The 13,114-nt window shown below is 46.4% G+C and carries 13 protein-coding genes; 5 read left to right on the top strand and 8 right to left on the bottom strand.

Going from position 1 to position 13,114, the window contains the following annotated elements; all coding sequences use genetic code 11:
• Nucleotides 1-3: 3 nt before the first annotated feature.
• Nucleotides 4-822, bottom strand: a complete 819-nt coding sequence (locus MHB72_RS20580) for a glycosyltransferase family 2 protein (protein ID WP_020453338.1) — start codon at nt 820-822, stop codon at nt 4-6.
• A 237-nt stretch (nt 823-1,059) separates the two neighbouring features.
• Between MHB72_RS20580 and MHB72_RS20585 the strand changes: the two genes are divergently transcribed.
• Nucleotides 1,060-1,872: a bifunctional hydroxymethylpyrimidine kinase/phosphomethylpyrimidine kinase gene (locus MHB72_RS20585; RefSeq protein ID WP_216919304.1), complete on the top strand. Its 813-nt coding sequence runs from the start codon at nt 1,060-1,062 to the stop codon at nt 1,870-1,872.
• 33 nt (nt 1,873-1,905) lie between these two features.
• Here the strand turns inward: MHB72_RS20585 and MHB72_RS20590 are convergent, their stop codons facing one another.
• The 5 genes from MHB72_RS20590 to MHB72_RS20610 all read right to left on the bottom strand — a co-directional run bounded on the left by MHB72_RS20590 (nt 1,906) and on the right by MHB72_RS20610 (nt 6,505).
• Complete coding sequence (locus tag MHB72_RS20590) at nt 1,906-2,172, bottom strand: hypothetical protein (RefSeq protein WP_023857023.1); 267 nt, start codon at nt 2,170-2,172, stop codon at nt 1,906-1,908.
• An 89-nt stretch (nt 2,173-2,261) separates the two neighbouring features.
• Nucleotides 2,262-3,698 (bottom strand): sucrose-6-phosphate hydrolase, encoded by a 1,437-nt coding sequence (locus tag MHB72_RS20595; RefSeq protein ID WP_145929965.1) that lies wholly within the window; start codon nt 3,696-3,698, stop codon nt 2,262-2,264.
• Between the two features lie 18 nt (nt 3,699-3,716).
• Nucleotides 3,717-5,096, bottom strand: a complete 1,380-nt coding sequence (locus MHB72_RS20600) for a sucrose-specific PTS transporter subunit IIBC (protein ID WP_023857021.1) — start codon at nt 5,094-5,096, stop codon at nt 3,717-3,719.
• A 245-nt stretch (nt 5,097-5,341) separates the two neighbouring features.
• Nucleotides 5,342-6,172: a PRD domain-containing protein gene (locus MHB72_RS20605; RefSeq protein WP_216919302.1), complete on the bottom strand. Its 831-nt coding sequence runs from the start codon at nt 6,170-6,172 to the stop codon at nt 5,342-5,344.
• A 42-nt stretch (nt 6,173-6,214) separates the two neighbouring features.
• Nucleotides 6,215-6,505, bottom strand: a complete 291-nt coding sequence (locus MHB72_RS20610; RefSeq protein WP_216919300.1) for a hypothetical protein — start codon at nt 6,503-6,505, stop codon at nt 6,215-6,217.
• Between the two features lie 482 nt (nt 6,506-6,987).
• Between MHB72_RS20610 and MHB72_RS20615 the strand changes: the two genes are divergently transcribed.
• Nucleotides 6,988-9,408 carry a S8 family peptidase gene (locus MHB72_RS20615; RefSeq protein ID WP_216919297.1) on the top strand — a complete coding sequence of 807 codons (2,421 nt, stop codon included), beginning with the start codon at nt 6,988-6,990 and terminating at the stop codon, nt 9,406-9,408.
• A 123-nt stretch (nt 9,409-9,531) separates the two neighbouring features.
• The gene (locus MHB72_RS20620; protein WP_023857017.1) at nt 9,532-9,780 is read left to right on the top strand and encodes a hypothetical protein; all 249 of its coding nucleotides are present in this window, start codon (nt 9,532-9,534) and stop codon (nt 9,778-9,780) included.
• On the opposite strand, the gene MHB72_RS20625 is transcribed toward MHB72_RS20620, so the two are convergent.
• The gene (locus MHB72_RS20625) at nt 9,777-10,784 is read right to left on the bottom strand and encodes an LLM class flavin-dependent oxidoreductase (protein ID WP_216919295.1); all 1,008 of its coding nucleotides are present in this window, start codon (nt 10,782-10,784) and stop codon (nt 9,777-9,779) included. The two genes, MHB72_RS20620 and MHB72_RS20625, sit on opposite strands and share 4 nt — an antisense overlap.
• 87 nt (nt 10,785-10,871) lie before the next feature.
• Between MHB72_RS20625 and MHB72_RS20630 the strand changes: the two genes are divergently transcribed.
• Nucleotides 10,872-11,009 (top strand): hypothetical protein, encoded by a 138-nt coding sequence (locus MHB72_RS20630; protein ID WP_023857015.1) that lies wholly within the window; start codon nt 10,872-10,874, stop codon nt 11,007-11,009.
• A 28-nt stretch (nt 11,010-11,037) separates the two neighbouring features.
• On the opposite strand, the gene nfsA is transcribed toward MHB72_RS20630, so the two are convergent.
• Complete coding sequence (nfsA, locus tag MHB72_RS20635) at nt 11,038-11,787, bottom strand: oxygen-insensitive NADPH nitroreductase (protein ID WP_216919293.1); 750 nt, start codon at nt 11,785-11,787, stop codon at nt 11,038-11,040.
• 144 nt (nt 11,788-11,931) lie between these two features.
• Here nfsA and MHB72_RS20640 point away from each other — a divergent pair, with 144 nt between their 5' ends.
• The gene (locus tag MHB72_RS20640) at nt 11,932-13,107 is read left to right on the top strand and encodes an amidohydrolase (RefSeq protein ID WP_340903809.1); all 1,176 of its coding nucleotides are present in this window, start codon (nt 11,932-11,934) and stop codon (nt 13,105-13,107) included.
• The last annotated feature ends 7 nt before the right edge of the window (nt 13,108-13,114 follow it).

The following is a 13,114-nucleotide window of genomic DNA, read 5'->3' on the forward strand; positions in this document are numbered from 1 at the left end:
TCCTTAACTCAATTGCCTTGCAGCGGAAAGCCTGGATGCGACCGGTTTTCCGTCCCAGACGATTTCGCTTTCCGCTTCCCTTTTTTTCATAGCAGGTTCTTCGAGAAGTACGAAAAAGTTCTTTGTCGGAAGCTTGCCAAGCTGATGCTTTTCACTCAAGACATCCAAATAATACTGTCTCATTCCGCCAAGATCTCCGGATTGGTTGTCACCCTGATCTGAAAACGCATAGATGACGCTTGCAAAAGGAACCCTTTTCACGCGAAAGCGCTCAGCTGCTCTCAGGAAAAAGTCCCAATCCCAATAATTGTGGACAGCAGGATCAAAATAGCCGATCTCGTCATGAAGAGACCGTTTGTACATACTCCCTGAAGGAACATATGTAGAAAACTTCCTCATTTCATCCAAGTTAAAGGAATACGCAAAAAGATAACGGCTTGTCGGAATTCTTTTATCCTCTTTTTCTTCGAAAGACACAATCTCAGCATCCGAATAAACAAAATCGGCGGTCTCCAGCGCATTCAACATTCTTTCCATATGGCACGGAGTGAAAAAATCATCATCATCACACAGCATAATAACATCTCCGGAAGCTTCTTTCACCCCTATATTTCTCGCTTTTACATGCTTCACGTTTTCTTTCAGATGGATAACTCTGATCGGAAGGTCTGAATAAAGGCGCTCAACAAAGTCGACGCTCTCCCCGGCATCATTAACAATAATGACTTCAAACGGTGCAACAGACTGTTTTGTAATGGATTCAAGCAATTCGCACAAAGCGGTGACCCGGTTGTGCGTGACAACTACGATAGATATGTTCATATTTGTGATATACGCTCCTTCTTATTTCATTCTAAACATATTAAATCATAATGCGAATAATTTCACATGGATCAAAAGATGGTTTGGTTTTTTATGCCAATCCATTCACGAAATTTGGCAGAGGACCGCTGCACTATAAAGCGGCAGCCATTTCATTGTGATCTTGCGAAAAGCTGTCTATAATAAGTAATAAACCAACTTTGGATGGAATCTCTTATCGTGGAGGATTGACTGAACATGACAATGCACAAAGCACTGACAATCGCCGGCTCTGACTCAAGCGGAGGCGCCGGCATTCAGGCGGACTTAAAAACGTTCCAAGAAAAGAACGTCTATGGAATGACGGCCCTTACGGTTGTTGTCGCCATGGATCCTGAGAACAACTGGGATCACCAGGTATTCCCAGTTGATACAGAAGTCATCCGCGCCCAGCTGTCGACGATTGTGGACGGCATCGGGGTAGATGCGATGAAAACGGGCATGCTTCCGACCGTTGATATCATTGAATTGGCGGCAGACACAATCAAGAAGCACAGCATGAAAAATGTCGTCATTGATCCCGTTATGGTATGTAAAGGAGCAAATGAAGTGCTGTATCCCGAACACGCAAAGGCTTTAAGAGAGCTTTTGGCTCCGCTTGCCACGGTCATTACGCCAAACCTTTTTGAAGCCGGCCAGCTCAGCGGACTTGGAGAAATTAAAACGGTTGAGCAAATGAAGGAAGCGGCAAAAGTCATTCACGGCCTCGGCGCTGAACACGTCCTCATTACAGGAGGAGGCAAACTGAATCACGAAAAAGCGGTAGATGTACTATTTGACGGCCGGGATGCAGAAGTCATCGAAGGAGAAAGAATTGAAACTCCATACACGCACGGGGCGGGCTGCACCTATTCCGCAGCGATTACGGCTGAACTCGCCAAAGGTTCAAATGTAAAAGAAGCCGTTTATTCTGCAAAAACATTTATTACGGAAGCCATCCGCGAATCATTCCGTTTGAATCAATACGTCGGGCCGACGAAGCACTCCGCTTTACGGCTCAGCGGCAAATAAAAGCCAGCCCCATTAAAAGGGGCTGGCTTTTATTTAGCTTTCGCGTTTGATCGTTCTTGCAGATGATCTTAAGAAAGTCTCGATCGATTCCACAAAAAGAGCATATTCTTTCATTTGTTCATAAGTGTCTTGAAGTTTCTTTTGTATTTCTTCATCATCCGGAATTGTTTTATCTTCAATACCGCCGATCAGCTTCTTCATCTGAAGGAGCAAACCATTGTATTCCTCTCTCGTATCCTCAATATGATCCGCTATTTTTTTCAAACGCACAGCTGTCAACTTCTGCTGGTTTTGATCCAAAAAAACAACCCCTTTTTCACTGCACTCTCTCTAAAAAAAGCATATCATAAAGGGATTGTACAGAAAATAGCAAACCGCACCCGCTCCCTTTATGCGACCGTCCAGGATGTTACATTCACTATGATTTCTTTTCTGGCACCGATCCAAACATCATTATTTCCCGGGTAAGGAAAATATCTTGCCGTAAAGACTTCCTCTCCCCCATTGACGAAGATTTCAATCGCAGACGCGTCTAAAAAGATGTTTAAATCGCGGAGCTCATGCAAACGACAATGTCTGGCTTCCGTTCTTTCATCAACATAGCTGTTTCTTTCCAAAGTTATGATGCCGTCAGCTTTATTGTAAATGAGTCGCGCGGCACCCCTGAAGGAAATCTCAAAGCTGTCTTCAATAAGTTGCGGGCTGATGAAAAGCTCGGTTTTGTCCGGTTGAACAATGTCCAGTTTTTCGGTGCCTTGATTAAGTGATATTGCTGCGCGTTTTTCGTTTTGGCGGAGCGTTCTAAGCTCCGCGACCGGTTTTTGAACGATTTTATCGTTTTGCAAATGCAATTCCCTCGGCAATGTCATACAGTGCACCCATTGATGCTGAATCGTCGGCTGGCTCTGTTCATCCTGGTCCGGAACACCCATCCAGGCAACCAGTATCCTCCGGCCTGATTCGTCTTTTGTCGTCTGCGGCGCATAAAAATCAAAGCCGCGGTCAAGCTCTTCAAAGTCTCCGTGTGTAAAACCCGGTTTCTGCTCGTTCAATTCACCGACAAAATAACCTGACTGATAGACGTTTTGGTAGCGCATCTCTTTTGCTTCAAGGCCTTGCGGACAGACAATTAAGACGTCTTTGCCGTTTAGTTCGAACATGTCAGGGCATTCCCACATATAGCCGAATTCCCCGAGCTGATCTGTATTTGAACCTGTGATGTCGCCAAGGAACTGCCAGTCTTTCAAATTATCCGATTGAAACAGAACGGCTCTGCCCTCAAGTTTTTCAGTCTGGGCGCCGAGCACCATGTACCAGCTGCCACTCTTTTTCCATACTTTCGGATCGCGGAAATGAGCCGTGTATCCTTTCGGAAGCCTTGCAACAACCCCCTGTTTTTCAAACGAGATGCCGTCTTTCGAGACGGCGAGACATTGATAGGTCTCCCTATTTCCCTCGTCATCTCTGACATTCCCCGTATAAAACAGGTGGAGCACATTATTTTCAGCGATCGCGCTTCCTGAATAACAGCCGTTTTTATCAAACCAGTCGCTCGGCGTGAGGGCGATCTCTTCATGCCGCCAGTTCACGAGATCTGTTGAAGAGTAGTGCCCCCACAGCTTTGCACCGTGCCCCGTTTTAAAAGGCATCCACTGATAAAAAAGATGGTAAACTCCCTTCCACTGAATGAATCCGTTCGGATCATTCAGCAGTCCGACAGGAGGCATGATGTGATAATGCAGCCGATAGGGATCAAGATTTACAATATCCCGGTATTCTTCAACCCGGTTTATTGCCTTTTGACGAAGCTCCTGATCTTGATTCATCGTTTTCCCCTCCTTCCGTCACTTTTTCTCGTCTTCATTAATTCCTAAGATAAAGGCTGTGATAAACGCGACAGACACAGAGATCGCCATTCCGATTAAATAATGGATCAGGTTGCCCATTCCAAGCGGGGCAACAATCGCAATCATCGGTATTCCCGTCAAACCGTAGGCGTTTGCCGCAACATTCATAAAGACAACGTATGCAGCACCGAGCGCTCCACCGGCCATTGCCGCGATAAACGGCTTGCGGTAACGGAGGTTAACACCGAAAATAACAGGTTCGGTAATGCCGAGAAAAGAAGAGAAAGCAGCAGGTAAAGCGATTTCTTTTGTTTTTGCGCGCTTTGCCAAAAAGAATACGGCAAGTCCGGCCCCGCCTTGGGCGACATTGGACATAGACCAGATCGGAAGCAGGTAGTTCCTGCCGATATCAGCGATAAGGCCGGCCTCAATCGCGTGGAAACTGTGGTGAACACCAGTTAAAACGATCAGCGAGTATGTTCCTCCGAAAATCAGTCCGGCAACAGGTCCGGCAAGATCATACACATAAGTTAAAACGTTCGTGATCCCTGTACCAAGCATTCTTCCTAAAGGACCGATTGCGATAAAGGCAATAAATCCCGTTGAAATAATCGTGACAAACGGTGTCACTAAAAGATCGATCGCGTTTGGAACAATTTTTCTTACGCCTTTTTCGATTTTACTCATCACATACACGGCAAGCAAAATTGGAACAACGGTTCCTTGATAGCCCAGCATCTCAATTTTGAGCCCGTAAAAGTTCATCACATCCGGAGATGCAGTTGCCAGTCCCCAAGGATTGAACAAGCTCGGGTGAATTAAAATACCTCCAAGTACAGCCCCCAGGTAAGGATTGCTGCCAAATTCTTTCGCAGCACTGACACCGATCAAGATCGGAAGGATAATAAATGCCGCGCTTGAGAACATATCAAGCATTTTATACAGCGCTGCATCAGGATCGACCCACTGAAATGCCTTCATCATCCCCAACAGCCCCATTAATAAACCGCTTGCAACAATGGCCGGGATGATGGGCACGAAAATATTTGACAGCGTTTTCGCGAATCGCGCTAAAGGATTCATTTTTCCCTTTGCGGCATCGCTGTGCTGAACCGTTTCCTTTTGGTCAAGATTCAGCTCTTTGGCAAACTGTTCATACACTTTATTAACAAGTCCTGTTCCGAAAATAATCTGGTATTGGCCAGAGCTCGAAAAGGCTCCTTTTACACCTTCCAGCTCTTCGACCTTTTCCTGGTCGATTTTCGCTTCGTCCTTGATCACCAAACGAAGCCTTGTCGCACAATGAGCTGCACTGATGACATTATCTTCTCCGCCAAGAAGCTGTATAAGACGTACGGCGATTTCTTTGTGATTCATGATGACTCCTCCTTTTTTTTAAAAAAAAAGCAGAAAAGACCTAAAATTCACCAACGAATGGCGGATAGATTCTCCCCATTCATCTAGCAAATTTTAGGTCTTGCCTGCTTTACCAGTCACAATCCCCGGTATTTATTTTTTAATACGCTTTCATTTTATTATGTGATAACGCTTTCGTCAACTACTTTTTTATTTTCTGTGAAAATCGACCTAAAAAAAGCCTGATCGCGCGTTATCAGGCGGTATTACCTATAGGAATCATTTAAACGCTGGACATGCAGCGTAATATATCCGACTTCCGATTCCGGAAGATGAAGATCATATTCAGTTTTCACGTAATCCGCCAGCCCTGCCGCACACTGGTAGCTTTCAGAATACTTTTTCCGGATGAAATAAAGCATGTCATCGTCCATGACATGAAACGCTTCATTTGATTCCAGCCTGTTGATGGCATACCTGAGATGCGTGACAAGACGCTGATATGAGATGCTGTTTTCGTCAATCTTCTGATTGAAACAGCATTCGATTTTTTCTATCAATTCTTTGATGATGTTCGTGTATTTAAGCGTCTTCTGCATGTTTTCCGCATCCATTTTTGCGGTATGAATATGCAGCGCAATATAACCCGCTTCATCATCAGGCAATTCGACTTTCAATTTTTCTTTGACCAAATCGATTGCCCAGAGTCCGATCTCATATTCTTTTTTATAAAGCGCTTTGATTTCATTTAATAATTTATTTTGAATGACGAATCCTTTGCGGACTCGCTCGATCGCAAATGACAAATGATCCACAAGGGCGATGTGGATATGATCACTCAACGGTGCGGACAGCCGCCCTTCCGCATAGCTGATGATCTCTTCGGCAGCTTCAATATGTTCTTCCGGAAGTGTTTCGAGGATTTGTTTAAACTTTTCATTTTCTTCATGAATGGTAAAAATTTTTTCTACCTTGTTTCTTGGAATGGTATCGTTTTTGCCTTTTTGAAAAGCGATACCAGGCCCCATGACAATTTTTTCTTGACCATCCTCCTTTATGATTGCTGCATTGTTGTTCAATACTTTATAGATTTTCAAAGCCGTCACCCACTTCCCGTTATGAGTGGGATTTTACCTTGTTTAAGTTCCCGTGTAAAGAGTTGGTCCGGCTCTTACCCTCTTCACCGCTTTTTGGCAAACAGCCCGGTCGGGTTCTGTCGTAAAACTGCCGGGCATCGCTCTCTTACAGCCCGACATCCGCTCTGTTGATTCTTCTCTTTTTTCCGAAAAGCCGCCTGCCTGATAAGCATCGGCAGCCTGATATGTACCGCCGGCGAACGCCATCACCTTCATTTGAGTCTCTCTGACAGGCACCACCGCATTCAGCAGCACGGCCGTCCATAATTTTAAAAATGATATCAAACCTTTCATACCGATCCCCTCCAGTTTCGTTGTGGTAAAACTAGCAACTCTATTAAACTTTCTTGCTCTATCTTATCCCAGCAAAATGAAAATGTTTGTCACAATGTGTGTGCAAAATGATTCTAGTTTTTAGAAGTTTTGTTGAAAACTGATGGAAACGCATGATTCAACGGAAACAAACCATGAATGTAACTTACTCACAGCTTATCCTAAGGATAAACACATATTACCCACAGGGTATATCCACATATCCACATATTTATTCAACATTTAGTATAAGAACGTATATTCCCTACAATATCTATACACAAGTTTATTCACTTATACACAGTAAATTGTGCATAAATCTAAAGACATCCACTCCAATACATTGAATCTTTGAAAATTATTTCTATATATAGAAGGATTTTTTTGAAACTGAGAGAATATTTTAAAAGTTCGAAACTCTAAGGATTACAAAGAAACCATTTATCCGTAAGGGGGAAAACAGATTGAGAAAAAGTATCATGCGCTATTTCGTTATGGCTTTTATTCTATTATTTTCGTTATCCACATTCCTCACCGGAGTGCAGGCAACATCCGTTCCCGATCAAAAGTCGCCTGAACTTGAGAAAGCTGAAATCTACGGTGATATTGATGTGACGTCTGATAAACAGACAACAGTTATTGTGGAGCTGAAAGAAAAGTCGCTTGCCGAAGCAAAAGCGGATGGGGAAAAGCAAACGAAAGCTTCTTTAAAAACCGCTCGCAGCAAAGCGAAAAACAGTGCGCTGAAAACACTCAAAAAAGCGAAAATAAACCGCGAATACGACCGTGTATTTTCGGGTTTTTCAATGAAACTGCCGGCCAGTGAAATTCCGAAGCTGCTCGCCGTCAAGGAAGTAAAGGCGGTTTATCCGAACGCAGCTTACAAACCTGACAGCATAAAAGGAAAAGACGTGACACTTGCAGCGGATGCCATTTATCCACAGATGGATAAAAGTGCACCGTACATCGGAGCAGATCAGGCATGGAAATCAGGCTATACCGGTAAAGGCATTAAGGTAGCTGTCATTGACACGGGTGTGGATTACACACATCCTGACTTAAAGAAAAATTTCGGCCCATATAAGGGGTATGACTTTGTGGATAATGACTATGATCCACAAGAAACACCGGCAGGCGACCCGCGCGGAGAAGCGACTGATCACGGCACCCATGTTGCGGGGACCATCGCCGCGAACGGTCAGATTAAAGGGGTGGCGCCTGAAGCAACGCTTCTTGCTTACCGTGTGCTCGGCCCCGGCGGCTCAGGAACAACCGAGAACGTGATTGCAGGCATTGAAAAAGCCGTCGCGGACGGAGCAAAAGTGATGAACCTCTCATTGGGCAATTCACTGAACAGCCCTGATTATGCAACAAGCATCGCACTGGACTGGGCGATGGCCGAAGGAGTTGTCGCCGTTACGTCAAACGGAAACAGCGGACCGGAAAACTGGACGGTCGGCTCGCCGGGAACTTCAAGGGATGCGATTTCCGTCGGCGCCTCGCAGCTTCCATATAATGAATATTCTGTGACGCTTCCTTCGTATTCGTCAGCAAAAGTGATGGGATACCAGGAGGAAAAAGATCTTGAAGCTTTGAACGGTCAAGACGTGGAACTTGTTGAAACCGGCATCGGACAAGCTGACGATTTCAAAGGCAAAGATGTGAAAGGAAAAGTAGCGGTTATCCAGAGAGGCGTCATTCCATTTGTGGATAAGGCCGAAAACGCCAAAAACGCCGGCGCTGTCGGAGCCGTGATTTACAATAATGTAACAGGGGAAATCGAGGCCAACGTTATGGGGATGGCCGTACCGACTGTCAAATTGTCGAAAGAAGAGGGTGAAAAGCTTGTTCAGCAGATCAAAGAAGGGGAACGCTCTGCTGTCTTTTCTTTCAAATTGGACAAAAAGCTCGGGGAAACGATTGCCTCCTTCTCGTCGCGCGGACCTGTCATGGATACATGGATGATTAAACCTGACGTTTCAGCGCCAGGCGTCAATATCGTCAGCACCATTCCGACCCACGATCCGAAAAACCCTCACGGTTACGGTTCAAAGCAGGGTACAAGCATGGCTTCCCCGCATGTCGCGGGAACGGCAGCCCTATTAAAGCAGGCCAAACCGGATTGGACGCCAGAGCAAATCAAAGGCGTGCTGATGAATACGGCGGAAAAATTGACGGATGAAAACGGAAAGCCTCTCCCTCACAATACGCAAGGAGCGGGCAGCATCCGCATCATCGAGGCCCTTCATGCTTCATCAATTGTAACGCCGGGCAGCCACTCATACGGAACGTTCCTGAAAGACAAAGGAAAACAAACGAAAAAACAAGCGTTCACAATTGAAAACCTTTCTTCATTCAGAAAAGCCTATCAGCTCGAATACTCCTTTAAAGGAGCGGGCATCACGGTATCAGGAACGGAACGAGTCGTGGTACCGGCCCATCAAACAGGTAAAGCAACGGCAAAAGTAACCGTCAATTCCGCCAAAACGAAAGCAGGCACATATGAAGGCACGGTTTACGTCCGTGAAGGAGGCAGAAAAGTCGCCGAAATTCCGCTCCTGTTGATCGTCAAAGAGCCTGACTACCCGCGCGTCACATCCGTAACGGTTGAACCGGGGGCAAAGCAGGGTGCTTACACGATCGAAGCCTACCTGCCGGGCGGGGCTGAAGAGCTCGCATTTCTCGTCTATGATGAAAATCTGAACCTTCTCGGGCAGGCCGGCGTTTATAAAAACCAAGGCAAAGGCTATCAATCTTATCAATGGAACGGCAAAATCAATGACGCCGCAACCCTTAAGTCCGGAAAATACTATATGCTAGCCTATGCGTCCGCCAAAGGAAAATCAAGCTACATTCTGACGGAAGACCCTTTTATCGTCGAATAATGACAAGCCTTGTTGAGAACCACTCAACAAGGCTTTTATATGTTAAAATACGGATAATGCGTTCAGGAGAAGCTCTCCCTTCTCTTCAAAACGTGAAAAAAGCAATCGGAGGACATCGTATATATGCTTTCTTTTATCGTATTATTCGGCTTATCCTTCCTTATTGTCTGCTTTATATTTTTCACGATTTTGTACTTCGCCGTCAACCTGCAGAAGCGCGAGCCCAAGCCTTTTCAAAAAGCAACGGAGCAAACCGTCGATACCGTCATCCTCGTTCCGCTCAGCTGGCTGTTTACCGCTTTATACATATGCATTCTGTTTATTCTTTTCCCGATCCGCCATTTTCTCGATTTTTTTCAGCAAAAACGTTAAATTGACTGATGAAACGCTTCGGCCAGCAGCCGGTAAGATTCCAGCCTGTCTTGAAAATCGTGGGTGATCGTCACCGCCATGATTTCATCCGTTCCGTAAGCGCCGGCCAGTTCAAGCAGCTGTTCCTTCACCTGCCGCGGCGTCCCGATGACCATCCGTTTTCGATTGTCTTCCACTCTCTTTCTTTCATAAGGAGAATATTGATATGACAGCGCCGTTACCAATGATGGAAAGCCTTCGGTCACTATCCCCTGTTCATTGGCTAATAAAGAGAAATCCAAGCTTTTTGCAAGGTTCTCCGCTTTCTCTTCTGTCTCAGCGCAAATCACAAATACAGCAATGATCACGTTTGGCTGTTCACCCAATACAGAAGGTTCGAACCTCTCTTTGTAAAGTCTGGCCGCCTCTTCTCCGCCTTCGCCGTTAATAAATTGGGCAAATGTATACGATGCCCCTGTTTGGGCGGCAAGCCTCGCGCTTTCCCCTGAGGAGCCGAGCAGCCAGACAGCGGGCGCTGCGGCCACGTTCGGCGATGCGGTCAAGTTGGGAAAGCGGTGGTGTTCATCGGCTTGATCGTGTAAATATGTGACGAGATCCTGAATTTGTTCGGGATATTGGTCAGTCATCCGTCTTCCTCCATTTTGAAGAGCCATGGAAGCGATCGGCATCCCTCCCGGAGCACGTCCGACACCGAGATCAATCCTGCCGGGCGCAAGTCCTTCCAAGACGCGGAAGTTTTCTGCCACCTTGTAGGCGCTGTAATGGGGAAGCATGACGCCGCCGGATCCTATACGGATCTTCTCTGTTTTAGCCGCAAGATAACCGATCAGAACCTCCGGACTTGACCCTGCCAAGTTCCTTGAAAAATGGTGCTCAGAAACCCAAAATCTCTTGTATCCGAGCCGCTCCGCCGCTTGCGCAAGCTCCACCGTATGCTGTAAAGCCTGTTCAGGTGTGCTTCCTTCAGAAACCGGAGTCTGATCAAGTATGCTTAATGACAACATCTTTTCCACCCCAAATCTTCGTTTACTTTTCCTGCGCAAAAAGAAATAATAGTATCATGGATAAACCTAAAGGAGCTCATAATACTGATGAATGAGACGAAGCAAAAAACGCACCCGCCAGTCGTAGAAGAACGCTTTGCAAAAGGCTGTTTATTCGGAATCCTTTTCAGTCTTCCCTTTTGGCTGATGTTTTATCTTTTCCTTCAATACATGCTGACAAGATAAGTCCCCTCCGAGTCGGAGGGGACGTTCCTTACCTTTTGTTCAAACCTTTTCCTTTAACGAATTCATTCATATACGCACGCGGCGGCTTTTTGAGGCTGCCGGTGATCTGGTCTGTCCATTTGTCAGACCGTTTGCCGTCTGTCCGCTTTTGATAATAGTTTGAAATCGTTTCGTCATATGCGGACATATGTTTTTTAAACTCGGCATCGTCCGCTTGATAGGCATTTTCATGATAAATGTGATCAAGCGGCAGACGCGGCTTTTTATCCGACAGGTTGGCCGGATGGCCGACGACAAGCCCGAACAGCGGCAGAACGTATTCAGGTGTTTCCAGAAGCCCGGAGACTTCGTTCAAGTTATTGCGAATCCCGCCGATATAGCAGATGCCGAGGCCCATTGATTCGGCCGCTATTGACATATTTTGAGCGGCAAGAGCTGCATCGATGACGCTGACCATAAAGGTCTCCGTCCCTTCAAGAGAAGCTGTGATATCTACACCCTTTTCCCGGGCCATTTTGTCATGCCGGTAAAGGTCTGCGCAAAATACAAACAGATGGCCGTTTTTTTCAACATATGGCTGATTTCCGGCCAATTCCGCAAGCTTGCGCTTCTTGTCCGGGTCGGTGACACCGATGATTGAATAAGCTTGAATATAGCTGGACGTCGATGCGCTTTGAGCGCTCTCCACAAGCAGGCGAACCTCTTCTTCGGTCAGGAGCTGATCTGTAAAAGACCTGATCGAACGGTGATTTAAAATTGTTTCAATCGTTTTATTCATCCTTTTACCTCCTCAACCTTTATCATATCCAATATCTGCTTTTCCCTAAAGCAAAACGGTTTGGCGGACTGCAGATGGATTCAATTTCATATGGTAAAATGATAGAATCGTCTTACAATTTTTGAAGCGGAAAGGGAGATGACGGTGAAGTCTGTAATTGAAGAATTAGATGCATTATATCCGGAAATGATCGAACTCAGGAGACATTTTCACCAATATCCGGAGCTTTCCCACCGCGAGGTCAATACACCGCGCACCATTGCAAATTACTTGGAAAACCTCGGGATTGACGTGAGAACAAATGTCGGCGGACAAGGGGTCGTCGGTCATATTAAAGGCGGCCGCCCCGGCAAGACGGTCGCCTTGAGAGCCGATTTCGACGCTCTGCCATTACAGGATCAAAAAAATGTTCCGTACCGGTCGACTGTCCCCGGCGTCATGCACGCTTGCGGACACGATGCCCACACGTCGGCTCTCCTCACAGCCGCAAAAGCCCTGGCAAAGCACCAAAAAGACTTGAAGGGAAATGTCGTGCTGATCCATCAATTCGGTGAAGAGGTCACACCAGGCGGCGCCAAGCCGATGATTGAAGCCGGCTGTCTCGAAGGCGTGGATGCCATTTTCGGCACCCACATCTGGGCTCCGATGCCCGTCGGTCAAGTCGGTGTTACATCAGGCCCGATGATGGCAGCCGCTGATAAATTTAAAGTCACGATATCCGGGCGGGGCGGACACGGAGGCGCGCCTCACTTAACGACGGACGCTTTAATCACAGGAGCCTCGGTCGTCAACCATCTTCAGCAAATCGTCAGCCGCAGAATCGATCCGACAGAAGCAGCCGTTTTGTCGATCGGAACATTTCATTCAGGCCAGGCATTTAACGTCATCGCCGAAGAAGCGGTCATCGAAGGAACGGTCCGCACCTTTTCAAAGCATGTCCAAGAGACGATCATCGCCGAGATGGAACGCGTCATCAAGGGCGTCTGCGACAGCAATGGCGCTTCATTTTCACTCGATTATGAAAAAGGCTACCCGCCTGTCGTCAACCATGAAAAAGAAACGGACATCGTCCGCCAATGTGCCAAACGAATCGTCGGCCTTGAAGCTGTCATCGAACTCGAACCGAATATGATCGGCGAAGATTTCTCTTATTATCTAGAACATGTCCCTGGATCATTCTTTTTTACCGGCGCGGGCAATCCGCAGACTGGAGCCGTTTACCCGCACCATCACCCGCTGTTTGATATCGATGAAAAAGGCATGCTGAACGCGGCGAAAATTCTTGTGTCGGCAGCTCTCGCATTTTTAAACCAAGATTAAAGACAGC

The organism is Bacillus sp. FSL K6-1284, assembly GCF_038002625.1.
In the GTDB taxonomy this organism is placed as follows: Bacteria; Bacillota; Bacilli; order Bacillales; family Bacillaceae; genus Bacillus; species Bacillus paralicheniformis.